Source organism: Streptomyces sp. NPDC046335 (genome assembly GCF_055587985.1).
Window position 1 is genome coordinate 1 of the sequence record NZ_JBVJFF010000005.1, and the last position, 25,635, is coordinate 25,635.

Below are 25,635 nucleotides of genomic sequence, written 5' to 3' on the forward strand. Positions count from 1 at the left end.
TTGGCACGCTGTTGAGTTCTCAAGGAACGGACGCTTCCTTTGTACTCACCCTCAGAACATTTTCTGGGGCTTTCCTCCGGGCGCTTCCCTTCGGTATTTCGTTTTTCCAACCCTACCAGATCCGTTTTCCGTTCCGTTTCCGGTTCGGATTTCATTTCCGGTGGCCGTTGGAGGGCCTTTGCCTCTCGGCTGATCCGACTTTATCAGAAGTTTTCGGCCGGTCTTACCGGCTGAGATTTCCGAATGATCGGGGCGGCTTCTCGATCAATGAAATTCAAGAAGCAGGCTGATACTAACTGCCACCGCTGGATCTTGTCCAGCTCTAGGCAACTGTTCGAATCTACCTCCCTGGATCCTCCGTGTCAACGGTTTTCCCGGGGCGATGAGGACACTAGCAGCTCTGTGGGGCGTGACGCACATCAGGCCGCGGTGGGGGCCGACGCACTGCGGTCGGTCCGGTCCAGATCGCCGGTTTCGCCCGTGCGTGCCGCTCGCCCGCCCAGCACGTAGACGTACGCCAGGAAGGCCAGCTCGGCGGCGATTCCGATGGCGACGCGGGCCCAGGTCGGCAGGCCCGAGGGCGTGACGAAGCCTTCGATGGCGCCGGAGACGAAAAGGACCAGTGCCAGACCGATGGCCATGCCCAGGGCCGCGCGGCCCTCCTCCGCGAGGGCGGTGCGGCGGCTGCGCGTGCCGGGGTCGATGAGCGTCCAGCCCAGGCGGAGGCCCGTGCCCGCGGCCACGAAGACCGCGGTCAGTTCCAGGAGACCGTGCGGCAGGACGAGGCCGAGGAACGTGTCGAGCCGGCCTGCCGACGACATCAGACCGGCGCCCACCCCGAGGTTGAGCATGTTCTGGAAGAGGATCCACACGACTGGGAAGCACAAGAAGCCGCCCAGCACGAGGCACATGGCGGCGGCTTGAGCGTTGTTCGTCCAGACCTGCGCGGCGAAGGAGGCCGCCGGGTGGCTCGAGTAGTACGTCTCGTACTCACCCCCCGGTCTGGTGAGTTCCCGTAGCTCTGCGGGGGCCGCGATCGACGACTGCACCTCGGGGTGGGTGGCGATCCACCAGCCGATGACTGCCGCGAGGGCCGTCGAGAGCAATGCGGTGGGTACCCACCAGTGGCGGGCGCGGTAGACCGCTGCGGGGAAGCCCTGGGTCAGGAAACGGGTCACGTCCCGCCATGAGGCGCGGCGCGTGCCTGTCACCGTGGCACGCGCGCGTGCCACCAGGTTCGTCAGGCGCCCGGTGAGTTGCGGATCAGGTGCGCTGGACTGGATCAGGGAGAGGTGGGTGGCAGTGCGCTGGTAGAGGGCGACGAGTTCGTCGACCTCGGTCCCCGAGAGCTTGCGCTGGCGGCGCAGCAGGGCGTCCAGGCGGTCCCACTCGGCTCGGTGGGCGGTCACGAAGACGTCGAGGTCCATGGGGGGCTGCTCCTCGTACTGCGGCGCGTGGTGGCTCAGCTTGGCAGACTGGTCAGTCCTACGGCAGGGCGGGGAAGGGCGGCAGTCGTGAGTGAGCTTGTGACAGGTGAGGCGGTGGCGCTGGAGTTGCGTCCGGCGAAGCTGCCCAGCCGGGCGTTGGCCCTGGTGATCGATCTGGCCGTGGCGTGGGGCGTCTATCTGGCGGTGACCATCACGATCGTCGCTTCCACCGCTTCTCTGGACGACGCGGCGGCTGCCGCGGTCGCGGTCGCCAGTTTCCTTCTCATTCTCGTCGGCATTCCCATCGCTGTGGAGACGCTCAGCCATGGGCGGTCGCTCGGGAAGCTGGCGTGCGGGCTGCGGGTGGTGCGGGACGACGGTGGGCCGATCCGATTCCGGCATGCGCTGGTGCGGGGGGCCGTGGGAGTCGTCGAAATCCTGATGACGTTCGGAGTCGTCGCGTGTATCGCGTCGCTGGTGTCGGCGCGTGGGCGACGGCTCGGGGATGTTTTCGCGGGCACGTTGGTCGTACGTGAGCGGGTTCCCGCGGGGCGGGCGGCTGCTGTTCCTCCTCCGCCGCCCTGGCTCGTTGGACGGTTCGCCGGCGCCGATCTGTCCGGTGTCCCGGAGGAGCTGTGGCTGTCGATTCGCCAGTACCTGACACGCATGGGGCAGCTCGACCCGCAGGTGGGCTGGGCGATGGCTGAGCGGCTGGCGGGTGAGCTGGCCGCGCGGACGGGTGCCCCGGTGCCGCCGGACGTGCCGCCGGCCGCGTATCTGGCCGCCGTCGTGCAGGAGCGGCAGGCGCGGGACGCGGAGCGCGCCTTCGGCGTGACGGCTGGGCCTGTCGAAGCCGCCGGTGCTGCTGGAGTTGGCGGTGCCGGTGGTGCTGTGCAGGCGTCGTGGGCCGCGCCTGTTCACCCGTCCCAGCAGCACGTGCCCGCCGCGAGCCCTGTGGCTCCGCCGAGCGAGGGCGCGGGGACTGTGGTCCCGCCGCGCGAGGGTGCCGGGTCGGGCGGTTCCCCCACAGGGTTCGTGCCGCCTGCCTGACGTTCGGGCCGGTGCGGGCGCGGAGCGTCAGGCGAAGGTGGACGGCGGGGTTTCGAGGTGTTCGAGCTCGATGCCGGGGGCCGCGAGAACCACGTCGCCGGCGATGTGGACCGCGTGCTGCTCACCGGTGTCCAGGGCTGTGACCTGGTATTCGTCCACGGTCAGAGGGCCGTTGTCAGTGGGGTGTGCTTCGCTTTTCAGCAGGGCCCAGGACTGGTCGAGGGTGCGGGGGGCGAGGACCGGGTCCGTGAAGGCGACCAGGCGGATGCGGGTCGCGGGGGAAGCGGGGGTGAGGCGCAGCAGCCTGGCCGTCGCGATGAGGAAGGCGGGGGATGTGCCGGTGAAGGCGTGGGCGGGGGCGCTGTCCTCGGTGGCGTGTGCGTGGGTGGGGTCGGTGCGGACCCAGGTGACGCCGTTGAGGGCGGCGGCGCGGACCTGCCAGTCGCCCGCGTGGAGTTCGAGGCGGATGGGGCGGCCGCGGTCGTCGAGTGCGAGGTCGACGGAGCCTGCCTGGGGGTTTGTGGGGGTGGTGCGTTGCGAGACGTAGCGCCAGCCCGAGGGGCCGGGTGCGCAGTGGAAGTGTTCTTCACCGAGGGGGGTGTGATCGTGCACGTCATGGAGCGAATATCGGCCGCGGGGCATGGGCTTGGGTCCTCGGTCGGGTGGGGCGGATCTGATCCGTGCGGGTCTGATCGGGGCGGGCTCGCGCAGTCCTGATCGGGGCGTGCCCGCGCAGTCCTGATCGGGGCGTGCCCGCGCAGTCCTGGTGGGGGCGTGTCCGCTCGGGTCTGATCGGACGGGTCTGATCGGACGGTTCGGGCCAGGGTACGGAGCAGGCCCCCGCCGGGGGGGCGAGGGCCTGCTGATGCGTACTGGCCGTTGGCCTGGTCACCGGTGGCCGGCTGCGGCTGCGGCTGGTCCGTGGTGCGGGGGCCGACCGGCGGCCCGCGGGACCGTCAGTAGCGGTAGTGGTCGGACTTGTACGGGCCCTCGACCTGGACGCCGATGTACGAGGCCTGCTCGGGGCGGAGCGTCGTGAGCTTCACGCCGAGCGAGTCGAGGTGGAGTCGGGCGACCTTCTCGTCCAGGTGCTTGGGGAGCACGTAGACGTCGATCGGGTACTCCTCCTGCTTGGTGTACAGCTCGATCTGGGCCAGCGTCTGGTCCGCGAACGAGTTGGACATGACGAAGGAGGGGTGACCGGTCGCGTTGCCCAGGTTGAGCAGGCGGCCCTCGGACAGCACGATCAGGACCTTGCCGTCGGGGAAGGTCCAGGTGTGGACCTGCGGCTTGACCTCGTCCTTGACGACGCCGGGGATGGCCGCCAGGCCGGCCATGTCGATCTCGTTGTCGAAGTGACCGATGTTGCCGACGATCGCCTGGTGCTTCATCTTGGCCATGTCCGAGGCCATGATGATGTCCTTGTTGCCGGTCGTGGTGATGAAGATGTCGGCCTTGTCGACGACCTCGTCGAGCGTCGTGACCTGGTAGCCGTCCATCGCCGCCTGCAGTGCGCAGATCGGGTCGATCTCGGTGATGATCACGCGGGCGCCCTGGCCGCGCAGGGACTCCGCGCAGCCCTTGCCCACGTCGCCGTAGCCGCAGACGACGGCGGTCTTGCCGCCGATCAGGACGTCGGTGGCGCGGTTGATGCCGTCGATGAGGGAGTGGCGGCAGCCGTACTTGTTGTCGAACTTCGACTTCGTCACGGCGTCGTTCACGTTGATCGCCGGGAAGAGGAGGGTGCCGTCACGCTGCATCTCGTAGAGCCGGTGGACGCCGGTGGTGGTCTCCTCCGTCACGCCGCGGATCTCCGAGGCGAGCTGGGTCCACTTCTGCGAGCCCTCGCTGATGGTGCGGTTGAGGAGTTGCAGGACGACGCGGTGCTCGTCGTTCTCGGCGGTCTCGACGGCCGGGACTTTGCCGTCCTTCTCGTACTTGACGCCGTTGTGGACCAGGAGCGTGGCGTCGCCGCCGTCGTCCAGGATCATGTTCGGGCCGCCGGTGGGGGTGTTCGGCCAGGTCAGCGCCTGCTCCGTGCACCACCAGTACTCTTCGAGGGTCTCGCCCTTCCAGGCGAAGACCGGTACGCCCTGGGGGTTGTCCGGCGTGCCGTTCGGGCCGACCGCGATGGCGGCGGCGGCGTGGTCCTGGGTGGAGAAGATGTTGCAGGAGGCCCAGCGGACCTCGGCGCCGAGGGCGACCAGGGTCTCGATGAGCACGGCGGTCTGCACGGTCATGTGCAGGGAGCCGGTGACGCGGGCGCCGGCGAGCGGCTGCGCGTCGGCGTACTCCTTGCGGATCGACATCAGGCCGGGCATCTCGTGCTCGGCGAGCGTGATCTCCTTGCGGCCGAACGCGGCGAGGGAGAGGTCGGCGACCTTGAAGTCCTGGCCGTTGATGGCAGTGGTCATGTGTGAGCTGCTCCTCGTGAATGGGTCGAGGGGTGGGCATGGCTGATCTGCGGCGTCAGGTACAAGGGTGCACCGGCGCGCGCAGCGCAGTCCGTCGGAGGCCCTCTCTCCCTCGGCCGGTCCGTGCGAGGACCGCCCGACCGCCATCAGCAGCGACGTCTGGCTCGGTCACAAAGCTACACCGGTCGACCCCGTGAACCCCAGCCCGCCTCCGGGGTCGGTGGGCTGCCGGCAGGGGGACGCGGTACGCGGAGGGGCCCCGCACCTGCCCGGTGCGGGGCCCCATCTGCGTACCGTGTACGGCTCAGTGTGTGTCGGGGGACTTCGCCGGGTTCTCGCCCGCGGCGGCTGCCCGCTCGCTGTAGATGTCGGGCTCGAGGTAGATCACGCGGGCGATCGGGACCGCGGCGCGGATGCGCTCCTCCGCCGCGTTGATGGCGGCGGCGACCTCGGTGGCCGTGTCGTCGTGCTGGACGGCGATCTTGGCGGCGACGAGGAGCTCCTCGGGGCCGAGGTGGAGCGTGCGCATGTGGATGACCTTGGTGACGGTGTCGCCGTCGACCAGGGCCTTCTCGATCTTCGCGACCTCCTCGGTGCCTGCGGCCTCGCCGAGCAGCAGCGACTTGGTCTCCGCGGCCAGGATGATCGCGATCAGGATGAGCAGGACACCGATGCAGAGGGTGCCGATGCCGTCCCAGATGCCGTCGCCGGTGGCCAGGGCGAGGCAGACGCCGCCGAGGGCGAGGATCAGGCCGACCAGCGCGCCGAGGTCCTCCAGGAGGACGACGGGCAGCTCGGGGGCCTTGGCGCGGCGGATGAACTGCGTCCAGGACAGCTTGCCTCGCGTCTGGTTGGACTCCTTGATGGCGGTCCGGAAGGAGAAGCTTTCCGCGATGATCGCGAACACCAGGACCCCGACGGGCCAGTACCAGTGCTCCAGCTCGTGCGGGTGCTTGATCTTCTCGTAGCCCTCGTAGATCGCGAACATGCCGCCGACCGAGAAGAGGACGATCGAGACGAGGAAGGCGTAGATGTACCGCTCGCGGCCGTAGCCGAAGGGGTGCTGCGGGGTCGCCTCGCGCTGCGCCTTCTTGCCGCCGAGGAGCAGCAGTCCCTGGTTGCCGGAGTCGGCGAGGGAGTGGACGCTCTCGGCGAGCATCGACGAGGAGCCGCTGAAGATGAACGCGACGAATTTCGCCACCGCGATCGCGAGGTTCGCGACGAGTGCCGCGACGATCGCCTTTGTTCCGCCTGACGCGCTCATGTGTGCCCGGGTTCCCTTCGCCTTCGTACGTTCTCGGCCGTTGACTGCGGGCAGTGCTTTGCCCGGCCAGTGCTGTGCCCGGCCTTTGCGGTGGGCCATTGTTGCAGCACGAGGGGGTGCCGGTGCGTCAGGCCACCACAGAGGCGCGGAAAAGCGTGCCGGGTCCGGACACTTCGGCCTTCTCGCCCGCGGGGACGAACGCGGATTCGCCCGGTGCCAGCGTCAGTTCGCCCGCGCGGACCGAGCCCGCGGCGCAGAGCAGGATCTGCGGGGTCGCGGCGGTGAGGTCGTGCGGGGCCGCGCCCTCGGGCAGGACGTACCGGGAGAGGCGGAACTCGTCGATCGGCGTCTCGTAGACCTCCTCGCCGTCGGGTGCGGCCTCGGGGCGCAGGATTCCGGGGTCGGTGGGCTCGAAGCGGACGATGCGCAGGAGTTCGGGGACGTCGACGTGCTTGGGGGTCAGGCCGCAGCGCAGGACGTTGTCGGAGTTGGCCATGATCTCGACGCCGAGGCCGTCGAGGTAGGCGTGCGGGACGCCGGCGCCCAGGAACAGGGCCTCGCCCGGCTCCAGTCGTACGTGGTTGAGGAGCATCGCGGCGATGACGCCGGGGTCGCCGGGGTAGTGGTGGGCGATGCCGGCGTAGGGGGCGTAGGCGCCGCCGAGTCGTCGGGCGGCGGCCGTGACCTCGGTGACCGTCTCGGCCATCTCCTGGGGGTCGGCGGTCAGTACGGCCGTCAGGACCTCGCGCAGGGCGCCGTCCTCGGGGTGGGCGCGCAGCAGGTCGACGTACGGCTTGAGGGAGTCGACGCCCAGGCCTTCGAGGAGGTCCGCGGTCTCTGCGGGGGCCCGGAATCCGCACAGGCCGTCGAACGGCGTGAGGGCGCAGATCAGTTCGGGCTTGTGGTTGGCGTCCTTGTAGTTGCGGTTCGGGGCGTCGATCGGGACGCCGCGGCGCTCCTCGTCCGCGTACCCCTCCTTGGCCTGCGCGAGGTCGGGGTGGACCTGGAGGGAGAGCGGGGCGCCGGCGGCGAGGATCTTGAGCAGGAAGGGCAGGCGGGGGCCGAACTTGTCGGCCGCGGCCTTGCCGAGTTCGCGCTCCGGGTCCGCGTCGATGACCTCGTTGAGCGGGCCGCGCGCGGTGCGCGAGGGCGCGCCCGGGTGGGCGCCCATCCACATCTCGGCCTGCGGTTCGCCGCTCGGCTCAGCGCCGATGAGCTGCGCGATGGCGGTGGTGGAACCCCAGGCGTAGGGGCGAATGGTGTTGGTGAGGCGGTCCACGGAGGGGCTCTCCCTTACGTACGCGAAGGCTGGGCTGCGGGGTCGACCGGTGGCGGCACGGCGATGGACCGCAGGGTCATGATCGGGGGCTGTCGGCGAGCGACAGGTAAACGGCGGCGAAATCCGTGATGCCGATCAGGTCGGCGAGGGCGTCGAGCTCGTCGCCCGCCTCCGGTTCCAGCTCGCTGAGGGCGACGTCGTGGCCGTGGGCCAGTTCGCGCGCGGCCGGGGCCGCGGTGAGGCCGCCGGCGTCCACGGGGCGGTCGCGGAGCAGCACCACGCGCGCGCGGAGGGCCGCCGGGTCGTCGACGCGGTCGCGGAAGAAGTCGTCGGTGCCGTCGCCGCCGGCGGGGTTGCCCGCGAGGAGAGCGCCGTGGGCGGGCAGCGCCTCGGGCAGCTCGGCGGCGAGCGCGGCGTGCCCGGCCAGTTCGGCGAGGGTGGCGGCGAAGCGGCGGCCCGCGATGTTCGCGGTGGGGCCCTCGGTCCAGATCAGCGGGAGGGCGTCGGCCAGCTCGGCGGCGAGTGTCTTGGCGGGGTTGCTGTACGTCGCGATGGCGGGCCCGCAGCGTTCGGCGACGCGGTCGAGGCGGTCGGCGAGCTTGTGCAGGGCGTCGACCGGGGCGGCGGTGAGGCCCGTGCGGTCCATGAGCACGAGGAGCGGGACGAGGAGTGCCCACAGGGTGCCGGGGGCGCCGGGGGCGGCTTCGTCCTCGACCCGGCGTGCCTCGTACGAGACGGCTGACCGCGCGGCCTCGTCGTGCGCGCCCTCGTAGGCGCCGTAGGGCGAGGTCGCCATGTGGACGGTGAGGCCGTGGCTGCCCTCCACGCTCTCGGCGATCGGGGTGCGGGCGGGGGCGACCGCGACGACCGTGCAGCCCCGGCGGTACGCCTGCTCGGCGAGGAGCGCGAGGCCCGGCTCGGAACCGTCGGGGGTGGCGATGAGCAGCAGGTCCACCGGTCCCACCCAGCCGGGCAGCGCCCAGCGCAGGGCGCCCGCGGCGGGGGCGACGCCGGTCGGGGCGAGGCGGATGACGGGGCAGCCGGCGCTGACGAGGCCGTCGAGGACGTTGGCCACGCAGACGGCGGCGGTGCCGGGGCCCGCGATCAGGATGGCGCGGGGGCGGCCGTCGGGCTTGAGTTCCGTGAGCCCGGCCTCGGTGGCGTGGCGGACCGCGGTGCGGACGCGGGCGCCTGCCTCCGCGGCGCCCCGCAGCAGCCCTCGGCGGTCGGCGCGGGCCAGCGCCTCCGGGTCGTCCAGCAGCGACTCGTCGAGCATGGGTCAGGCCTCCGATCGCCGTGCGCGGCTTCCTGCACGGAGCGTTGTCGTGCGGGGCGCGTCGCCGGTACGTGGAGTGGCCGGCGCTCCCCCTGCGCGGTGCGGTGTCGCGAGGGCACGTGCGCCGTTCCGTTCGAGCGGCGGCGGGCGCTTCCTGGACGACGCGTGCCGCGCGGGGCGCTTGTGCCGTACGCGAGGTGGTTCCGTACGCGGGTTCCCGTGCCGTTGCGCGGACTCCCGTGCCGTTGCGCGGGGTTCCGTGCGGTTACGGGGTTCCGTGCCGTTACGCGGGGCGGCGGGCCTCGTCGACCAGGAGGACGGGGATGCCGTCGCGGATCGGGTAGGCGAGGCCGCACTCCTTGGCGTCCGCCGTGCAGACCAGCTCGGTCTCCGTCTCGTTGAGGGGGGCGTGGCAGGCCGGGCAGGCGAGGATCTCCAGGAGGCCGGCTTCGAGCGCCATGGGGTGGGTCCCTTCGAGCTGATGTGGTGGGTTCTCGCGGTCCTGCGGTACGGGTTGCGCGGGGCAGGGCGCGGCCTGGTCAGCCTACCTCCGTGCGGGGCGGGGCGCGGGGGCGGACGGGCGCGGGGCCGGACCGGCGTCGCGGGGGCGGACCGGGGCGCGCCCCCGCGACGCCGGGCTGATCGAGACGACAGGCCCTAGCCGCGGATGATCGCCAGCGCCTCGTCGCGGACCTTCGCCATCGTGGCCTCGTCCCGTGCCTCCACGTTGAGCCGCAGCAGGGGCTCGGTGTTGGAGGCGCGGACGTTGAACCACCAGTCGGCGGCGGTCACCGTCAGGCCGTCAAGATCGTCCAGGGTCACGCCGTCCTGCCCGTCGTACGCCGTCTTGATCGCGGCGAGGCGGGCGGTCTGGTCGTCGACCGTGGAGTTGATCTCCCCGGAGCCCGCGTACCGGTCGTACTGCTGGACCAGCGCGGAGAGCGTGCCGTCCTGGCCGCCGAGGGCCGCGAGGACGTGGAGGGCGGCGAGCATGCCCGTGTCCGCGTTCCAGAAGTCCTTGAAGTAGTAGTGCGCGGAGTGCTCGCCGCCGAAGATGGCGCCGGTCTTGGCCATCTCCTCCTTGATGAAGGAGTGGCCCACGCGCGTGCGCACGGGCGTGCCGCCGTTCTCCTTGACGACCTCGGGGACGGACCAGGAGGTGATCAGGTTGTGGATGACTGTGCCCTTGCCGCCGTGGCGGGCCAGCTCGCGGGAGGCGACCAGGGCGGTGATGGCCGAGGGGGAGACCGGGGCGCCGTTCTCGTCGACCACGAAGCAGCGGTCCGCGTCGCCGTCGAAGGCGATGCCGAGGTCGGCGCCCTCCGCGCGCACGCGCTCCTGGAGGTCCACGATGTTCGCCGGGTCCAGCGGATTCGCCTCGTGGTTGGGGAACGTGCCGTCCAGTTCGAAGTACATCGGGACGACGTCGAGCGGCAGGCCCTCGAAGACGGTGGGGACAGTGTGCCCGCCCATGCCGTTGCCCGCGTCGACCACGACCTTCAGGGGGCGGATGGCGGTCAGGTCGACGAGGCCGCGCAGGTGCGCCGCGTAGTCCGTCAACGTCTCGCGCCGCGTGAGAGTGCCCGCGCTCGCCGCGTCCTCGGGGGCGCCGGACGCGAGCCAGCCCTCCACCAGGGCGCGGATCTCGCCGAGGCCGGTGTCCTGGCCCACGGGGGCGGCACCCGCGCGGCACATCTTGATGCCGTTGTACTGCGCCGGGTTGTGCGAGGCCGTGAACATCGCGCCCGGCAGGTTTAGCGCGCCCGAGGCGTAGTACAGCTGGTCGGTGGAGCAGAGGCCGATCTCCGTGACGTCCACGCCGCGGGCCGCCGCGCCGCGCGCGAAGGCCCGCGAGAGGCCCGGCGACGAGGGGCGCATGTCGTGGCCGACCACGATCGCGTCCGCCGACGTGACCTGTGCGAAAGCCGCCCCGAACAGCTCGGCCATCGACTCGTCCCACTGATCCGGGACCACCCCGCGGACGTCGTACGCCTTCACGATCTGGGACAGATCAGCAGTCACGGCCAACCCTCTCTGGAGACTCTCTGGAGATCCTGCGAACTCAGCGGTCCCGGAGCCACCTGGAACCCCGGGAGTTACGCCAATCCTTCCCCACGTCGGTGACCCCACGTCGGGCATCCCAAACTACCCGCAACGACCGACAACGAACTGCGCCACTCACGGCAGCATCCAGCCGAGGACCACCGTGCTCTGGCCGACCACGATCAGGCACATGACCAGGAGCAGTCCGAGGCTCCACGGCAGCACCTTGCGCAGCAGATCGCCTTCCTTGCCCGCGAGTCCGACGGCGGCGCAGGCGATCGTCAGGTTCTGCGGGGAGATCATCTTGCCGAGGACGCCGCCGGAGCTGTTGGCGGCGGCCAGGAGTTCCGGCGAGAGCCCGGACTGCTCGGCCGCCGTCACCTGGAGCGCGCCGAAGAGGGCGTTGGCCGAGGTGTCGGAGCCCGACACGGCCACGCCGAACCAGCCGAGCACCGGCGAGAGGAAGGCGAGGCCCGCGCCGGCGGCGGCCACGTAGTGCCCGATCGTGGCCGCCTGCCCGGAGAGGTTCATGACGTACGCGAGGGCCAGCACGGACGTCACGGTGAGGATCGCGAAGCGCAACTCGTGGACGGTGGCCGCCCACTCCCGCACCGCCACGCGCGCGTGCACGCCGATGACGGCCGCCGTGGCCACGCCGGCGAGCAGGACGAGCGTCCCGCCGGTCGCCATCAGGGGCAGCGAGAAGACGTTGCCGCCGACCGGGTCCCCGGAGGGGTCGGCGACGTCCAGGAGGGGCCAGTCGAAGGTCCGCGTCGCCTTGGCGAGGAGATCCTTCACGGCCGGGATCTGGGCGAGCGAGAAGACCGTGACGATGAGGGCGTACGGGGCGTAGGCGCGCAGCACCTCGGGGCGCGGGTCGTCGTGGTCGAGGTCCTCGCTGCGGGCGCCGGTGAGGACCGCCGCGCGGACGGGCTCGGCGGCGGGCCTGCGGGCGTGCGGCACGGCCACCAGGGCGCCCGCGCCGATCAGGGCCGCCCCGATGTCGGCGAGCTGCGCGGAGACGTAGTTGGAGGCCGCGAACTGGGCGGCGGCGAAGGCGAAGCCGCAGGCCAGCGCGGGCACCCAGGTCTCGCGGAGCCCGCGCCGCCCGTCCACGAGCCACACCAGGAGCAGCGGTACGACCAGGGCGAGCAGCGGGGTCTGGCGGCCGACGACCGTGGCGACGGTGTCCAGCGGAAGGCCCGTCACCTGGGCCAGCGTCACCACGGGGGTGCCCATGGCGCCGAAGGCCACGGGCGCGGTGTTCGCGACGAGGGCGACGACGGCGGCGCGCACGGGGTCGAAGCCGAGGGCGACGAGCATGACGGAACAGATCGCGACGGGCGCCCCGAAGCCGGCGAGCGCCTCCAGGAGCGCGCCGAAGCAGAAGGCGACCACGAGCGCCTGGATGCGGGGGTCGTCGGAGAGGCGGCCGAAGGAGCGGCGCAGGACGTCGAAGTGCCGGGTGCGGACCGTCATGCGGTACACCCACAGGGCGTTGACGACGATCCACAGGATGGGGAAGAGGCCGAAGAGGGCACCCTGTGCGGCGCTGGAGGCGGTCTGGCCGAGCGGCATCCCGTACGCGAGCCAGGCGACGACGACGGCGACCGCGAGCCCGATGAGGCCCGCGCGGTGGGCCTTCATGCGGGCGGCGCCGAGCAGGACGAGGACGGTCAGGAGGGGCAGGGTCGCGACGAGGGCGGACAGGCCGAGCGAGTCGGCGACGGGCTCCAGTTGCTGGACGAACAAGGAACGCCTCCCGGGCTGTGGGTGGCGAAATCGTCGTCGCGCCGGTGAACGGGCGTCAACGCGTGGGACGGAATGGGACAGAGAAGATCCAGTGAAGGCGGCGTTCCGCGGGGCGGGGCGGTCTCCCGGTCTGCCTGGTGAGGGTCTGCCGACGGCGCGGGGAGTCCGGTGACCTCGCCTGCGTCAGGGGTCCGGCGGGCCAGAGCCCAGCGAGGCGTCAGGCGCCCGGCGATGACGCCGCGCGTATGGCGCGTGCGTCAGGGGCCCGGCGGGCCCGTCAGGAGTCCGGGGAGCGCAGCACCCTCAGGTGGCCCCGGCGGGCGACCTCCATGGGGTCCGCGGCGCGTGGGCCGCCGCCCTCGGCGGCCCGGTCCTGCGGGCGCGCGGCCTCACGTACGGCGTTGGCGAGCGCTTCGAGGTCGTCGCCCGAGGGGCGCGTCGGGCCCGAGGCGTGGGCGAGCCGGACGACCTCCCAGCCGCGGGGCGCGGTCAGGCGCTCGGAGTGCTCGGCACACAGGTCGTAGCAGTGGGGTTCGGCGTAGGTGGCGAGGGGGCCGAGGACCGCGGTCGAGTCGGCGTAGACGTACGTCAGCGTCGCGACGGCGGGACGGCCGCAAGCGGTGCGCGAACAGCGACGTACAGGGCTCACAGCGTTGGACGGTACCGCACTCTTGAGCGGGCCGCGACGACTCTCGACGACGTCACCCCACCGTGTCGTGACGTGCCCCTGGGCCGGGAGTGACGCCGGGCCACCTCGTTGACCTGCGGGGACGCCAGTGACGGCAGGGGCGGGTGGTGTTGAATCCGGTCACCACTTGGCCTGAAACGAGTCATTTGGCACGGGCAGGACGGTCACGGAGAGATACGGAATCGAGTCCAAGTCCGTCTTGATCGGTCAGGAAGCGACATGCCGCGCTCCGTACGGAAAGGGCGATCTCGAGGACTACGCTGCGTCAGTGATGGACGACCCTGTACAGACCCCCTCCGGAGAACCGAGGCCCCGCCGTCGCGACCGCCACGGCAGGGGCATGCGCGGCCCCGTGGCGCCGCCGCAGGTACCGCTCTCGGCGAGCCGCGCCGAGACCTTCGCGGACCTCGTGCAGGACTCCGTGGAGCGTCTTGAGCGGCGCTGGCCGCAGCTCGCGGAGATCGACTTCCTCGTACTGGAGGTGCCACCCCTCGGCGGCCCCGGCGGCTCCGGCGGCCTCGGCGGTCCCGGCGGCCCGGACGGAGAGTGGCTCGACGAGGTCGTGCCGCTCGGCGGCACCATCACGGCGGCCGACGGACAGCCCGCCCGCGTGGTGATCTACCGCCGCCCGGTCGAGATCCGCACCAAGGGACGCGACGAGCGCGCGGCCCTGGTCCACGAGGTGGTCGTCGAACAGGTGGCCGACCTGCTCGGCCTCTCCCCCGAGTCGGTCGACCCGCGCTACGGGGACGAGGACTGACGCCCGCGCGAGGACTGACGGCCGCGCCCCTCCCCGCGGCTCACTTCTGCAGCACCGTCAGATCCCGCTCCGCCTCGGGCACCAGGACGGTCCCCCGGTCGTCCGGCAGCGTCTGGACGGTGAACATGGGGATGCCGCTCTCGGGCAGGGCCAGCATCCGCGAGCCGTACACCGGGCCACCGGAGACCGTCTCGACCGTGAGGGCGTACGTGCCCTTCAGGCCCTGCGGCTTCGGCGGGTCGACGTCCAGGGTCGTGCCGCCCTTGACCGTGTACGTCTTCGTGGCCGGCGAGCCGCCCTCGGTGCCGGCCGAGGCCGTCACCTTCACCTTGGCCGACTTCTCGGGGGCCACCAGGGAGAGCGTCGATCCCTTGGCGCGGTTGTCGGCGACCGTCGCCCGCGCGGCGACCGCCGCGGTCGCCGGGATGAACGCCGTCTCCTGACGGGTGCCCTTGCCTCGGGTGACGCGCAGGGCGGCCACCACGGGCACCGCCTTGTCGGTCGGCGAGAGCAGCAGCGAACCGGCCTCTCCCTTGGTGAGGTCGTCGAGGTCGACGGCGGCCGTCATGCCGCCCTTGACGTGCAGGGTCTCGTTTCCGGCCGGGGTGATCGTGCCGGTCGGCGAGGCGAGCTGGATCTTCAGGTCCGCGTCCTCGGAGCCGGGCGCGAAGGCGACGAGGCGCACCGAGGTGGCGTCCTTCGGGATGCCGGGCAGGACCGCGTCGCTCGCCGGGTCGGCCGCCGCGGGCAGCCAGTCGCCGCCGAGCTTCTCGTCGGAGGACTGCACGGCCGCCGCGATCCGGCCGCTGCGCGCGGTCACGTGCATCGTGAGGTTCGGATACGCCTTGTCGGCGAGCGTGGAGAGCAGCACCGGGATGCTGGAGTGCGGCTGGACCTGGATGTTCTCGCCCACCTCGGAGGTGACCGCGCCGTCCGGGCCGAACAGCTCGACGTCGACGACGGCCGCGGAGTCGTCCGGGTTCGTCAGGTGGATGTAGTCGCTGCGGTCCTTGGCCGAGCTGGCGCCGGGGAACCAGAAGTCGGTGTCGGGTGCGGTGCAGTTGGTGCCCTGGGCGCCGCGACCGCTGCCCGCCGCGTACGTGGTGGTCTGCTGGACGGTCCAGCCGGGGGCGAGCGGGCCGTCGGCGGTGCCGATGAGCGCGGGCGACTCGGCGCCCGACTGCTCGCCGCCGACCGCCTCGCCCTGCTTCTTCTGGGTCAGCAGGGGCTTGGCGTCCTTGCCCTCGCTCTCCTTTTCGGGGGCGTCCGTGAGCTGCTTGTGGACCGGCACGAGCTCCGCCTTGCCCGTGCCCTCGGTGCCGCTCGACTTCGGGGTGTACGCGGTGTACGTCGTCTCGGCGAGGTCGGAGCCGCTGGGCACCGGGCAGAGCAGGCTGGTCCGCTCGACGGGCAGCCGCGTGGCGGCCTTCGCCTTTCCGTCGTCCGCGCCGCCGGTGCCGGTGCCGGTCGACGCGGCGTACCCGGTGACGGCGCCGAGGGCGACGACCACGGCGATGAGGGACTGGGTGGTGCGGTTCACTGCTGGCTCCCGTCGGGGCGCTCACTGTCGGTGCCGTGGGGCGGCTGCGGGGGCGGGGGCGGCATCGGAGGTGGCATCGGAGGCCGCTGCTGCTCGTACGGGTCTCCGTAGGCACCTTCGTACTGCTGGGCACCTTCGTACTGCTGTCCGCCGCCGTACTGCTGCGCGCCGTAGGAGGCGTATGGGTCGTACTGGCCGTTCTGGTAGACCTCTTGCCCGCCTTGATAGGTCTCCGGCTGATAGGTCTCCGGCTGGTAAGTCTCCGGCTGATAGGTCTCCGGCTGGTACGCGTCCGCCTGGGGGGCCTGCTGTTCGTACGCCCCGGGTGAGTACTGGTCTCCCTGGTACTGCTGCTGGCCCTCTTGCACCGGCGCGCCCCATCCCTCTGGGGGCGTGCCTTCGTAGGCGGGCGGAGGCGGTACGTCCGCGCCGGTCTCCTGCGCCGCCTGCTCGCTCTGGGCCCGCAGCCTGCGCGCCCTGCGGCCCTCGCCCTCGACCGCCTGGGCGGGGATCACGGGCTCCTCCGGCAGGTCGTCGTCGACGTCACGGCGGCGTCCCGGCAGGGCGAGCACGACGAGGACGACGGCGAACGCGCCCTGCGCCCACAGCCAGGCGGTGTGGCCGATCGGCACGTCATAGGTGACGTCGAGCCGGCCGCCCGCGGTGGGCAGTTCGAAGCCCTGGGCCCAGCCGTCCACGGTGGTCCGGGTGAGCGGGCGGCCGTCGAGGGTCGCCGTCCAGCCGGGGGCGGCCGAGTCGGCGAGCCGCAGCACGCGGCCCGGATCGCCCGAGGGGATCTTCGTGTGCAGTTCCACGGGCCCCGCGGCGACGGGCTCGGGGTCGCCCTCCTTCGTGACGATGGCGGCGCGGGAGACCTGCCGGTCCACACGCCACAGGGCGCTGCCGTCCTCCTGGCTGAGCCGGGTCAGGCCGGGCGTCGCGTCCAGGGTGCGGCTCATCTGCCGGGGCGCGCCTTCGCGTACGAGGACGTAGCGCACGGCGAAGCCGCCGAGCTGGTCTGCCTGGTCGGCGCCGGAGCCCGCGACGAGGCGGGCGACGGTCCTGTCGAGCTTGTCGTCGGCACCGGCCGCCGCGGCCAGTTCGGCGTCGCCGAGCCGGGCGCCCGAGCCGCGGGCCAGCGTGTACGACACCTCGGCGGCCGACTCACTGTCGAGCACGAGGGTGCGGGCCTGGTCCTGGGTGCCGCTCTCCTCGGCGACGAACGCGGGCACCTGCACCGGGTCCCGCCGCTCCAGCGGGCCGTCGGCGCCGCGGATCATCCATCCGGCGGCGACGAGCAGCGGTCCTGCCGCCGCGGCGAACGCGATGAGCGCGGCCACCGGCTGGCGCCAGCCGAAGCTCTGTTCGGCGACACGCGCGCGTGCCCCGTCGGCGCCGAGCGCGGCGGCGGCGAGGAGCGCGATGCCGTAGGCCAGGGTGGCGGGTCCGGCCCAGGCCGAGGCGTTCGACAGGGCGGCGAAGACCAGCGAGACCAGGGCGGCGCACCAGGCGGTGCGGACCGCGCGCTGCCGTTCGGTGCGGAGCAGGGCGCCGAGCGCGGCGAGGACGATGCCGATGAGCAGCAGTCCGTCCACGGTGCCGGGGCCGCCGGGGCTTGCGCCGAGCAGGTCCCGCGCGGTCGCGGAGCCGGTGCCGAACTCCAGGCCGGCCTCCGTGAAGAAGCCGAAGGGCAGCAGCGAGAGCGACCAGGGCGCGAGGACGAGCAGCGGGGTGCCGAGCGCGGCGAGGAAGCGCAGTCCGTAGGCCACGATGTCGCCGCGGTGCACCACGAGGAGCCCGAGGCCGAGCACCAGGGCGATCGGCCAGACGACCGGCGTGAAGGCCGTGGCGAGGGTCAGCAGCAGTGTGTACGCCCAGGTGGCGCGCCAGGTGCCGCGGGCGTCACCCGACGTCGCGAGGCCGCTCGCCGCGATGCCCGCACGCGCGATGAGCGGCAGCAGGACGGCGAGGACCGCGGTGCCGATCCGCCCGCCCGCGAGCGCGCCCGTGGCGGCGGGCAGGAGGGCGTAGGCGACCGAGGCCCAGGCTCGCAGCAGCCGCGAGGTGACGAGCGGTCGGGAGGCGAAGTACGCGGCGAAGCCCGCCAGCGGCACCGAGGCGACGAGCAGCACGGTGACGGCGAGCCCGGTGGAGCCGAGGAGGAGCGAGGAGAGGGCCGCGACGAGCGCGAGGTAGGGAGGCGCGGGCTGGGTGCCGCCCGTGCCGACGGCGTGCCAGCCGTCCAGATAGCGCGCCCACAGCTCTGAGGAGTCGGCGGGCGCGGGCAGCAGGGCGCCGCCTGCGAGGGCGCCGCTGCCGAGCAGGGCGCGGCAGGCGATGAGCGAGATGAACAGCAGTACGACGAAGAGCATCGGTCCCGGTTTGCGGGCGATGCGCTTGAGGCGGGCGAACTGCTCGATCTCCAGGAAGTCGGCGTCGTCCCCGCCGGGTCCTGACTCGACGACGCCGTGCCGTCCCGCGCCCGCGGGGGCTTCGGCGTCCGAGCTGCCGAAGAGGCTTCCCGCGGTCTGTTCGACCGTGGCCCGCACGGTCGCGCCGGGCGGCGGGAACAGGGCCCGCAGCTCGCCGGCGTCCAGCGCGGATCTGCCGCGCTGCTTGCGGGCGTTCAGGATCCGCCCGGGCCGCAGGAGCGTGGTCAAAAGGCCCGTGATCTCGTCGAGGGCCTGTCCGGGCGCCTTGCCGACGAGGTACACGAACGTGCGCAGGAGCGTGCCGAGGACGATTCTGACGAGCACCCAGGGCAGCACGGCGGAACGGGCGTTGACGAGCAGGGTGTAGGCGGCGCCCGCCTTGTCCACGCGGTGCGGCGACGTCGCGGTGCGGCCGACGCAGTCGACGGTGCGGCGCTCGCGCGAGGAGGCCTCGGCGTGCCGCACGACGGCGTCGGGGGCGACCAGGACGCGGTGGCCCGCGGCGTGCGCGCGCCAGCACAGGTCGACGTCGTCGCGCATCAGCGGCAGGCGGCGGTCGAAGCCGCCGAGCTGTTCGTACACGTCCCGGCGGATCAGCATGCCCGCGGTGGAGACGGAGAGGACGGGCCGGACGTGGTCGTGCTGGCCCTGGTCCTGCTCGCGCCGGTCGAGACCGGTCCAGCGGCGGCCGCTGTTGGCGATGGAGACGCCGACTTCCAGGAGCTGCCTGCGGTCGTACCAGCCGCGGAGCTTGGGGCCGACGACGGCGACGTCCTTGCCGAGCTCGCGTTCGTTCTCCACGGCGCGCAGCAGTTCGGTGAGGGCCTCGGGCTCGGGCGCGCAGTCGTCGTGCAGCAGCCAGAGCCACTGCACCGGCTCGCCGTGCGGCAGTTCGGGCAGGTCGTAGGCGTCGTCGCGCCAGGATCTGGTGACCGGGTCCCAGCCGCTGGGCCGCTTGAGGTACGGCAGCTCTTCGGGGGTCAGCACCCGGGCGGCGCGGACGGCCTCCTCGACGGCGGTGCCGAAGCCGGAGCGCCGGGCGAGGTGCAGCACCTGGTCGGGGCCGAGGGCCTCGGTGACGAGGCGGGCGGAGTCGTCCGCGCTGCCGGTGTCGGCGGCCACGGCGTGCTGCACGGGCCGCTCCTGGCCGAGCAGCCCGGCCAGGGCGTCGGGCAGCCAGCGAGCGCCGTCGTGGGTGACCAGGACGGCGGTCACGACGTGCCGCGGGAACTCAGGGGCGGCAGCGTCGTGGTGGGCTGCCGGATGGCTGTGCACGGACATCGAGGTACGGGCCCCGGTTCGATGGACTGCGGTAAACGCCTGCGCCCTGCGGGGGCGCCGGGGCGTCTCGGACGGGGCCCCACACTAACGGCTGACAACAGGACGGCCCGCCGCCTGTGGATAACCCCAGGGTGACGGGCCGTTGGTCATGGATTGTTTGACGGAGATGTGTGCCGAATTCGTCGGTGGCACGTGCGTATGTGCGCTGACGCGTCAGACCGCGGCCTTCTTCAGCCGGCGGCGCTCGCGCTCCGAGAGGCCGCCCCAGATACCAAAACGCTCGTCATTGGCGAGCGCGTATTCGAGACACTCGGAGCGGACCTCACAGGCGAGGCAGACTTTCTTGGCCTCGCGCGTGGAGCCGCCCTTCTCGGGGAAGAAGGACTCGGGGTCGGTCTGGGCGCACAGCGCGCGCTCCTGCCAGCCGAGTTCCTCGTCCGCGTCCTCGACCAGCAGTTCCTGAACCAGCTCGGTCATCTGCGCCCCTCGTCTGTCTGTGCGTCCCCGTGGTGCTGCCGCTACCGATTTCGGCTGAACGACACGAGTGAAATTACAAGTGTGCCGATCCGGGCCAGTCAAGCCGAGATCTGCTATTGGGCCCCTTATTCACTCTGCGGAACCAAGGCTTTGCGGAAAGTGTTCAAATCGGGATAAATCATCGCGCCCGCCAGCGGCCCCCGACACTCGCCACATCCATCCGTGAAGACGTGCATGTTTGAGTGCCGGTTGCTGCGCCATGTGTCCGGAGAGCCGGGTGCACAAACCTTTCACCTGACAGATGAACCGGATGAGGTGAAACATGTCTCACATAACGGACAGTGAGTTGACACCGGAGGTGTGAGCCGCTGTTCTGGTGGGCATGCTCGCGAACCTGGCTCTTTCGATGACCCGCACCAGCGGCTCCGTCGACGCTGCCCACGCGCGCTGTTGCTGTTCCTGCTCCAGCTGTTGATCCCTTCCAGCTGTAGAGCCTTCTGCCGGGCAGAGCCCTCTGCCGGTAGGACCTTCGAGCCCGCTGACATTCCCAGCACTCTCACGTTGAGGAACCACCGCACGATGAACAGCGACAGCGACCTCCAGATCGCCGGCGACCTCCTTGAGGTCCCCCACCTCCTTCAGCCCGCCCGCGAGCACCCCCAGACCGTGGCCGAGTTCGTCGGCCTGGCCCGCGCCATCGCCGCCGACCGCTCCCAGTGGGAGCACCTCGTCCAGTACGACGCCGTCACCCGCTGGTACCACCGCCTGCGCACCGGGCCGGGCTACGAGGTGTGGCTGCTCTCCTGGGTGCCGGGACAGGGCAGCGGCGCGCACGGCCACGGGCGCTCGTCCGGCGTGCTCACCGTCCTCGACGGGGAGCTGACCGAGCGCACGGAGCGGGGCGCGAAGGCGCTCGCGGCCGGCGCGCAGCGCGTCTTCGCGCCGGGTTACGTCCACGAGGTCGTCAACGACTCCCTCGAACCGGCCGTCAGCCTGCACGTCTACTCCCCCGGCCTGACCGAGATGCCGATGCACGCCGCGCAGTGCGCCGCCACGCGGGCGACATCGCCGACGACATCAGCGACGACATCAGCGGGGATGTCGTGACCGCCTGACGGACTGTCGTACCCGCCTGACATGCTGGACGCATGCGCATTGTGGTTCTGGCCGGCGGCATCGGCGGCGCCCGTTTCCTCCGCGGCCTCAAGAAGGCCGCGCCCGACGCGGACATCACGGTCATCGGCAATACCGGTGACGACATCCACCTGTTCGGGCTGAAGGTCTGCCCCGACCTGGACACCGTGATGTACACGCTCGGCGGCGGCATCAACGAAGAACAGGGCTGGGGGCGTACGGACGAGACGTTCAAGGTCAAGGAAGAGCTCGCGGCGTACGGCGTCGGACCCGAGTGGTTCGGGCTCGGCGACCGCGACTTCGCCACGCACATCGTCCGTACGCAGATGCTGGGCGCCGGATATCCGCTCAGCGCCGTCACGCAGGCGCTCTGCGAGCGGTGGCGGCCCGGGGTGCGGCTCATCCCGATGTCCGACGACCGCGTCGAGACCCACGTGGCCGTCACGGTCGACGGCGAGCAGAAGGCCGTGCACTTCCAGGAGTACTGGGTGCGTCTGCGCGCCTCCGTGGACGCGCATGCCGTGGTGCCCGTCGGCGCCGAGCAGTCGAAGCCCGCGCCCGGCGTCCTGGAGGCCATCGCCGAGGCCGACGTCGTGCTCTTCCCGCCGTCGAACCCCGTGGTGAGCGTCGGGACGATCCTCTCCGTGCCCGGCATCCGCGAGGCCATCGCTGATGCGGGCGTGCCGGTCGTCGGGCTCTCCCCCATCGTGGGCGACTCGCCCGTGCGGGGCATGGCCGACAAGGTGCTCGCCGCCGTCGGCGTGGAGACCAGCGCCGCCGCCGTCGCCGAGCACTACGGCAGCGGCCTCCTGGACGGCTGGCTCGTCGACACCGTCGACGAGAAGTCGGTGGAGCGGGTGGAGAGCGCAGGCATCCGGTGCCGCGCCATACCGCTGATGATGACCGACCTCGACGCCGCCGCGGAGATGGCCCGCCAGGCCCTCGCCCTCGCCTCGGAGGTGCGGGCGTGACGTCGCCGTCCTACCGCGTCTGGGCCGTCCCCGGACTCCCCGAGGTGCGGCGGGGCGACGACCTCGCCAAGATGATCGTCGCGGCCGAGCCGGGCCTCGCCGACGGGGACGTGCTCATCGTCACCTCCAAGATCGTCAGCAAGGCCGAGGGGCGGGTCGTCGATGCGGGCGACCGCGAGGCGGCCATCGACGCGGAGACCGTACGGGTCGTGGCGCGCCGCGGGTCCCTGCGGATCGTGGAGAACCGGCAGGGGCTCGTGATGGCGGCCGCCGGGGTCGACGCCTCGAACACGCCGTCGGGGACGGTGCTTCTGCTGCCTTCGGACCCCGACGCCTCGGCCCGCGCCGTGCGGGAAGGGGTGCGGGACGCGCTGGGCGTGGACGTCGGAGTCGTCGTCACCGACACCTTCGGGCGGCCCTGGCGCGCCGGGCTCACCGACGTCGCCATCGGGGCGGCCGGGGTGCGGGTCCTCGACGACCTGCGGGGCGGGACCGACGCGTACGGCAATCCGCTGACCGCGACCGTCGTCGCCACCGCCGACGAGCTGGCCGCCGCGGGGGACCTCGTCAAGGGCAAGGCCGCGGGGCTGCCCGTCGCGGTCGTACGAGGGCTGCCGCATGTCGTCGGCTCCACGGGGGCCGAGGCCGAGGCCGACGTGGGGGCGCGGGCGCTGGTGCGTGACGCGCGGGACGACATGTTCCGGCTCGGGACGTCCGAAGCCGTGCGGGAGGCGGTGACGCTCCGTCGGACCGTGCGGGAGTTCACGGACCAGGAGGTCGATCCGGAGGCCGTGCGCAGGGCCGTCGCCGCGGCGGTCACGGCGCCCGCGCCGCATCACACGACGCCGTGGCGGTTCGTGCTTCTGGAGTCCGCCTCTTCTCGGGTCGGGCTGCTCGACGCGATGCGGGACGCGTGGGTCGCGGACCTGCGGCGGGACGGGAAGTCCGAGGAGGCGATCGCTCGGCGGGTGCGGCGGGGGGACGTGCTGCGGAAGGCTCCCTATCTCGTGGTGCCCTGCATGGTCATGGACGGGGCCCATGCGTACGGGGACGCTCGGCGGGACGCTGCCGAGCGGGAGATGTTCGTCGTCTCGGCCGGGGCCGGGGTGCAGAACCTTCTCGTCGCGCTGGCCGGGGAGCGGCTTGGCTCCGCCTGGGTCTCTTCGACGATGTTCTGCCGGGATGTCGTACGGGAGGTGCTTGGGCTGCCGGCCTCGTGGGAGCCGATGGGGGCGGTGGCCGTGGGGCATCCGGCGGTTGCGCCTCCGGCTCGGGGGGTGCGGGGCCTGGACGGCTTCTTGGCCGTGCGGTAGCTGGCCTCTGGCCTTGGGCGGCCGTTTGGCCTCGGGCCGTCGTTGGGTGTTCGCGGCGGGGCCCGTGGCTCTGGCTGTGCGTGGCTTCTCTGGGTTCTTGGGTGCGGGTGTTCTTCGTTTTTTGCGCCGTTCCCCGCGCCCCTGGGAGTGCGTGGCTTCGCCGGGTTCTTGGGTGCGGGCCGTCCTTTGCTTTTTTGCGCCGTTCCCCGCGCCCCTGGATCTGCCTGGCTTCGCCCGGTTCCTGGGTGCGGGATGTCGTCGTTTTTTGCGCCGTTCCCCGCGCCCCTGGGCGGGTGGGGCGGGCGGTGGGCTTGGCGGGGGGCTTGGCGGGGGGCTCAGAGTAGGGCGATGTTTGTTCTTGGCATTTTGGGTTTTCTTCGGGGTGGGGTGTGGCCCGTCAGGAGAATCAGGCGGGCCGCTCTGTGGCGTTGGCCCTCGTAGGGGGTCAGGAGGCGCAGCATCTCTTCGTCGTCCGCCTCCCGGTTGTTCGCCAGGGCGTGGCCGATGATGCCCGGGAGGTGGAGGTCGCCCACCGTCACCGCGTCGGGGGCCCCGTTGGTGCGCTGCACCGTTTCCGAGGAGGTCCAGGGGCCGATGCCCGGGATCAGCTCCAGGCGGCTCCGGGCCTGCGGCGGTTCCATCTCCGCCGCCTCCTCCAGGCGCCGCGCCACCCGTACCGCACGCAGGACCGTCGACGCCCGCTTGTCGTCCACGCCCGCCCTGTGCCACTCCCAGGAAGGGATCAGCGCCCAGGTGCGGGGCGCCGGCATCACGTACAGGTCCGCATGGGGCCCAGGGGCCCGCTCTCCGTGGCCGCGGACCAGGAGGCGCCAGGCCCGGTAGGCCTCCTCCACGGTGATCTTCTGTTCCAGGACGGAGGGGATCAGGGATTCCAGGACCAGGCCCGAGCGCACCAGGCGCAGGCCGGGGCGGCGGCGGGCCGAGGCCGCGACCAGGCGGTGGCGGGGTTCGAAGGCCGCGGGGTCGTCCGCCTCGCCGAGGAGGGTGGGGAGGTGGGCCAGGAGCCAGTCCGCTCCCTCGCCCCAGGCCTCGGCCTCCACCGTGCCGGAGCGCATCGCCACCCGTAGCGTCCCCGGGCCCTCGGGCGTGCGGCTCGCGCGCCACACCGAGCCGTCGGGGGCCGTACGGAAGGTCGGGTCTCCCGGGCCCCGCCGCAGGGGGCCCAGAGTCAGGCCGAGGTCCAGCGGGAAGGGCGGCTGCCACGTACGGCTCCGGGGCGCGGAGTCCTGGCGCGGCACTCCCCCGGGTACAGCCGTCCCGCCACCGCGCACCGAGGTGCGAGTGGGGCGCGGGGCGAAACGGGACGACATTTGTACGAGGGTAACGGGGCAGCGGCCGAGACGCGGGCCGGTTGGCCGCGCCCGGAGGCCGCTGTTCGTGCTCTCACTCGTCACGTGGTCTCACTGACCACTTGCTCCTACTGGTCCGAGGAGAAGCGGACCGCTCCCTGCGGCAGCCTGGCGTCGCACCAGATGCGTACGCCGTCGCGGAGTTCATTGTCGGCGCCGACGGTCGCCGCGTCGCCGATGACCGCTCCCGCGAGCACCGAACGGGCGCCGATCCGCGCGCCCGCGCCGATCAGGGAGTCGGTGATCACCGCTCCCGGTTCGACGACCGCGCCGGCCAGGACCGCGCTGCCCGCGATCCGGGCGCCCTCGCCGATCCGGGCGTCCGCGCCGATCACCGTGCCGCCGGTCAGCTTGGCGTCGGGGGCGACCGAGGCGCCCGGCAGGACCAGGTACTCGCCGCAGCGGCCCGGGACCGCCGGGGACGGGGCACGGCCGAGGACGAGGTCGGCGGAGCCGCGTACGAACGCCTGGGGCGTGCCCAGGTCGAGCCAGTACGTCGAGTCGACCATTCCCTGGAGATGGGCGCCGGAGGAGAGCAGGTCGGGGAAGGTCTCGCGTTCGACCGAGACGGGGCGGCCCGCGGGGATCGTGTCGATGACCGAGCGCCGGAAGACGTACGCGCCGGCGTTGATCTGGTCGGTGACGATCTCCTCCGGGGTCTGCGGCTTCTCCAGGAAGGCCGTGACCCTGCCGGTCGGATCGGTGGGGACCAGGCCGTACGCCCTGGGGTCATCGACCCGGGTCAGGTGGAGGGAGACGTCGGCGCCGGACGTCTCGTGGGTGTCGACGAGGGCGCGGATGTCCAGGCCCGTGAGGATGTCGCCGTTGAAGATCAGGACCGGTTCGTCGGGAGCCGAGCGCAGCCGCGACGCCACGTTGCGGATGGCGCCGCCCGTGCCGAGTGGTTCGGTCTCCGTGACGTACTCGATGTGGAGGCCGAGTTCCGAGCCGTCGCCGAAGTACGGCTCGAAGACCTCGGCGAGGTAGGAGGTGGCGAGGACGATGTGTTCCACGCCCGCCGCGCGGGCCCGCGCGAGCTGGTGGGTGAGGAACGGGACGCCCGCCGCCGGAACCATCGGCTTGGGGGTGTGGACCGTGAGGGGTCGGAGCCGGGTTCCCTTGCCGCCGACCAGGAGGATCGCTTCTGTCACCTGTCGTCTCTGC

The 25,635-nt window shown here is 72.2% G+C and carries 21 protein-coding genes; 6 read left to right on the plus strand and 15 right to left on the minus strand.

From position 1 onward, the window contains the following. A partial coding sequence (locus ACZ6JY_RS12390; RefSeq protein WP_469195065.1) for a hypothetical protein occupies window positions 1-290 on the plus strand: 290 nt, incomplete at its 5' end. A gap of 129 nt (window positions 291-419) precedes the next feature. Here the strand turns inward: ACZ6JY_RS12390 and ACZ6JY_RS12395 are convergent. Continuing rightward, the gene (locus tag ACZ6JY_RS12395; RefSeq protein ID WP_469195067.1) at window positions 420-1,427 is read right to left on the minus strand and encodes a stage II sporulation protein M; all 1,008 of its coding nucleotides are present in this window, start codon (window positions 1,425-1,427) and stop codon (window positions 420-422) included. A gap of 87 nt (window positions 1,428-1,514) precedes the next feature. On the opposite strand from ACZ6JY_RS12395, the gene ACZ6JY_RS12400 reads away from it, so the two are divergent. Beyond that, window positions 1,515-2,477, plus strand: a complete 963-nt coding sequence (locus tag ACZ6JY_RS12400) for an RDD family protein (protein WP_469195069.1) — start codon at window positions 1,515-1,517, stop codon at window positions 2,475-2,477. 27 nt (window positions 2,478-2,504) lie between these two features. Here ACZ6JY_RS12400 and ACZ6JY_RS12405 read toward each other — a convergent pair whose 3' ends face one another. From ACZ6JY_RS12405 to ACZ6JY_RS12445, 9 genes are all read right to left on the minus strand, one after another. Beyond that, the gene (locus tag ACZ6JY_RS12405) at window positions 2,505-3,119 is read right to left on the minus strand and encodes a hypothetical protein (protein WP_469195070.1); all 615 of its coding nucleotides are present in this window, start codon (window positions 3,117-3,119) and stop codon (window positions 2,505-2,507) included. Window positions 3,120-3,433: 314 nt separating this feature from the next. After that, on the minus strand, window positions 3,434-4,891 hold the full coding sequence (ahcY, locus tag ACZ6JY_RS12410) for an adenosylhomocysteinase (RefSeq protein WP_469195072.1): 1,458 nt from the start codon (window positions 4,889-4,891) through the stop codon (window positions 3,434-3,436). Between the two features lie 304 nt (window positions 4,892-5,195). Next, window positions 5,196-6,155 carry a cation diffusion facilitator family transporter gene (locus tag ACZ6JY_RS12415; RefSeq protein ID WP_469195074.1) on the minus strand — a complete coding sequence of 320 codons (960 nt, stop codon included), beginning with the start codon at window positions 6,153-6,155 and terminating at the stop codon, window positions 5,196-5,198. Between the two features lie 127 nt (window positions 6,156-6,282). Continuing rightward, on the minus strand, window positions 6,283-7,434 hold the full coding sequence (gene manA / locus ACZ6JY_RS12420; RefSeq protein WP_469195076.1) for a mannose-6-phosphate isomerase, class I: 1,152 nt from the start codon (window positions 7,432-7,434) through the stop codon (window positions 6,283-6,285). A gap of 76 nt (window positions 7,435-7,510) precedes the next feature. After that, window positions 7,511-8,710, minus strand: coding sequence for an SIS domain-containing protein (locus tag ACZ6JY_RS12425; RefSeq protein WP_469195078.1), 1,200 nt, complete (start codon window positions 8,708-8,710; stop codon window positions 7,511-7,513). Between the two features lie 283 nt (window positions 8,711-8,993). Then, window positions 8,994-9,170 carry a Trm112 family protein gene (locus ACZ6JY_RS12430; RefSeq protein WP_447039413.1) on the minus strand — a complete coding sequence of 59 codons (177 nt, stop codon included), beginning with the start codon at window positions 9,168-9,170 and terminating at the stop codon, window positions 8,994-8,996. Between the two features lie 197 nt (window positions 9,171-9,367). After that, window positions 9,368-10,732 carry a phosphomannomutase/phosphoglucomutase gene (locus tag ACZ6JY_RS12435; protein WP_469195080.1) on the minus strand — a complete coding sequence of 455 codons (1,365 nt, stop codon included), beginning with the start codon at window positions 10,730-10,732 and terminating at the stop codon, window positions 9,368-9,370. A 156-nt stretch (window positions 10,733-10,888) separates the two neighbouring features. After that, a complete protein-coding gene (locus ACZ6JY_RS12440; protein WP_469195082.1) occupies window positions 10,889-12,505 on the minus strand; it encodes an L-lactate permease in 1,617 nt (538 codons plus the stop codon). A gap of 277 nt (window positions 12,506-12,782) precedes the next feature. Then, on the minus strand, window positions 12,783-13,154 hold the full coding sequence (locus ACZ6JY_RS12445) for a DUF3499 domain-containing protein (protein ID WP_447039410.1): 372 nt from the start codon (window positions 13,152-13,154) through the stop codon (window positions 12,783-12,785). 310 nt (window positions 13,155-13,464) lie between these two features. Between ACZ6JY_RS12445 and ACZ6JY_RS12450 the strand changes: the two genes are divergently transcribed. After that, entirely contained in the window at window positions 13,465-13,953 is a 489-nt protein-coding gene (locus ACZ6JY_RS12450) for a metallopeptidase family protein (RefSeq protein ID WP_469195084.1), read from the plus strand. Between the two features lie 40 nt (window positions 13,954-13,993). On the opposite strand, the gene ACZ6JY_RS12455 is transcribed toward ACZ6JY_RS12450, so the two are convergent. From ACZ6JY_RS12455 to ACZ6JY_RS12465, 3 genes are all read right to left on the minus strand, one after another. Continuing rightward, on the minus strand, window positions 13,994-15,493 hold the full coding sequence (locus ACZ6JY_RS12455; RefSeq protein WP_469195086.1) for a DUF5719 family protein: 1,500 nt from the start codon (window positions 15,491-15,493) through the stop codon (window positions 13,994-13,996). Next, window positions 15,490-19,206, minus strand: a complete 3,717-nt coding sequence (locus ACZ6JY_RS12460) for a glycosyltransferase family 2 protein (protein WP_469195088.1) — start codon at window positions 19,204-19,206, stop codon at window positions 15,490-15,492. Before ACZ6JY_RS12460 ends, ACZ6JY_RS12455 begins: the two co-directional genes overlap by 4 nt. A 213-nt stretch (window positions 19,207-19,419) precedes the next feature. After that, window positions 19,420-19,683: a WhiB family transcriptional regulator gene (locus ACZ6JY_RS12465; protein ID WP_016642094.1), complete on the minus strand. Its 264-nt coding sequence runs from the start codon at window positions 19,681-19,683 to the stop codon at window positions 19,420-19,422. Window positions 19,684-20,262: 579 nt separating this feature from the next. Between ACZ6JY_RS12465 and ACZ6JY_RS12470 the strand changes: the two genes are divergently transcribed. From ACZ6JY_RS12470 to ACZ6JY_RS12480, 3 genes are read left to right on the plus strand one after another with little or no spacing between them, the layout of a single operon-like run. After that, window positions 20,263-20,790, plus strand: a complete 528-nt coding sequence (locus ACZ6JY_RS12470; RefSeq protein ID WP_469195091.1) for a cysteine dioxygenase — start codon at window positions 20,263-20,265, stop codon at window positions 20,788-20,790. 41 nt (window positions 20,791-20,831) lie between these two features. Continuing rightward, complete coding sequence (cofD, locus tag ACZ6JY_RS12475; protein ID WP_469195093.1) at window positions 20,832-21,788, plus strand: 2-phospho-L-lactate transferase; 957 nt, start codon at window positions 20,832-20,834, stop codon at window positions 21,786-21,788. Continuing rightward, entirely contained in the window at window positions 21,785-23,101 is a 1,317-nt protein-coding gene (locus ACZ6JY_RS12480; RefSeq protein ID WP_469195095.1) for a coenzyme F420-0:L-glutamate ligase, read from the plus strand. Before cofD ends, ACZ6JY_RS12480 begins: the two co-directional genes overlap by 4 nt. Window positions 23,102-23,436: 335 nt before the next feature. Here ACZ6JY_RS12480 and ACZ6JY_RS12485 read toward each other — a convergent pair whose 3' ends face one another. Both ACZ6JY_RS12485 and manB read right to left on the minus strand, forming a co-directional pair. Further along, window positions 23,437-24,432 carry a DNA-3-methyladenine glycosylase family protein gene (locus ACZ6JY_RS12485; RefSeq protein WP_469195097.1) on the minus strand — a complete coding sequence of 332 codons (996 nt, stop codon included), beginning with the start codon at window positions 24,430-24,432 and terminating at the stop codon, window positions 23,437-23,439. A gap of 107 nt (window positions 24,433-24,539) precedes the next feature. Further along, window positions 24,540-25,622 carry a mannose-1-phosphate guanylyltransferase gene (gene manB / locus ACZ6JY_RS12490; RefSeq protein WP_469195099.1) on the minus strand — a complete coding sequence of 361 codons (1,083 nt, stop codon included), beginning with the start codon at window positions 25,620-25,622 and terminating at the stop codon, window positions 24,540-24,542. Window positions 25,623-25,635 lie beyond the last annotated feature (13 nt).

What these genes read in the sequence shown, in the direction of transcription:
- ACZ6JY_RS12395 (WP_469195067.1), bottom strand. Translation starts at nt 1,427, where the DNA reads ATGGACCTCGACGTCTTCGTGACCGCCCACCGAGCCGAGTGGGACCGC.
- ACZ6JY_RS12405 (WP_469195070.1), bottom strand. Translation starts at nt 3,119, where the DNA reads ATGCCCCGCGGCCGATATTCGCTCCATGACGTGCACGATCACACCCCC.
- ahcY (WP_469195072.1), bottom strand. Translation starts at nt 4,891, where the DNA reads ATGACCACTGCCATCAACGGCCAGGACTTCAAGGTCGCCGACCTCTCC.
- ACZ6JY_RS12415 (WP_469195074.1), bottom strand. Translation starts at nt 6,155, where the DNA reads ATGAGCGCGTCAGGCGGAACAAAGGCGATCGTCGCGGCACTCGTCGCG.
- ACZ6JY_RS12425 (WP_469195078.1), bottom strand. Translation starts at nt 8,710, where the DNA reads ATGCTCGACGAGTCGCTGCTGGACGACCCGGAGGCGCTGGCCCGCGCC.
- ACZ6JY_RS12430 (WP_447039413.1), bottom strand. Translation starts at nt 9,170, where the DNA reads ATGGCGCTCGAAGCCGGCCTCCTGGAGATCCTCGCCTGCCCGGCCTGC.
- ACZ6JY_RS12450 (WP_469195084.1), top strand. Translation starts at nt 13,465, where the DNA reads ATGGACGACCCTGTACAGACCCCCTCCGGAGAACCGAGGCCCCGCCGT.
- ACZ6JY_RS12460 (WP_469195088.1), bottom strand. Translation starts at nt 19,206, where the DNA reads ATGTCCGTGCACAGCCATCCGGCAGCCCACCACGACGCTGCCGCCCCT.
- ACZ6JY_RS12465 (WP_016642094.1), bottom strand. Translation starts at nt 19,683, where the DNA reads ATGACCGAGCTGGTTCAGGAACTGCTGGTCGAGGACGCGGACGAGGAA.
- ACZ6JY_RS12470 (WP_469195091.1), top strand. Translation starts at nt 20,263, where the DNA reads ATGAACAGCGACAGCGACCTCCAGATCGCCGGCGACCTCCTTGAGGTC.
- cofD (WP_469195093.1), top strand. Translation starts at nt 20,832, where the DNA reads ATGCGCATTGTGGTTCTGGCCGGCGGCATCGGCGGCGCCCGTTTCCTC.
- ACZ6JY_RS12485 (WP_469195097.1), bottom strand. Translation starts at nt 24,432, where the DNA reads ATGTCGTCCCGTTTCGCCCCGCGCCCCACTCGCACCTCGGTGCGCGGT.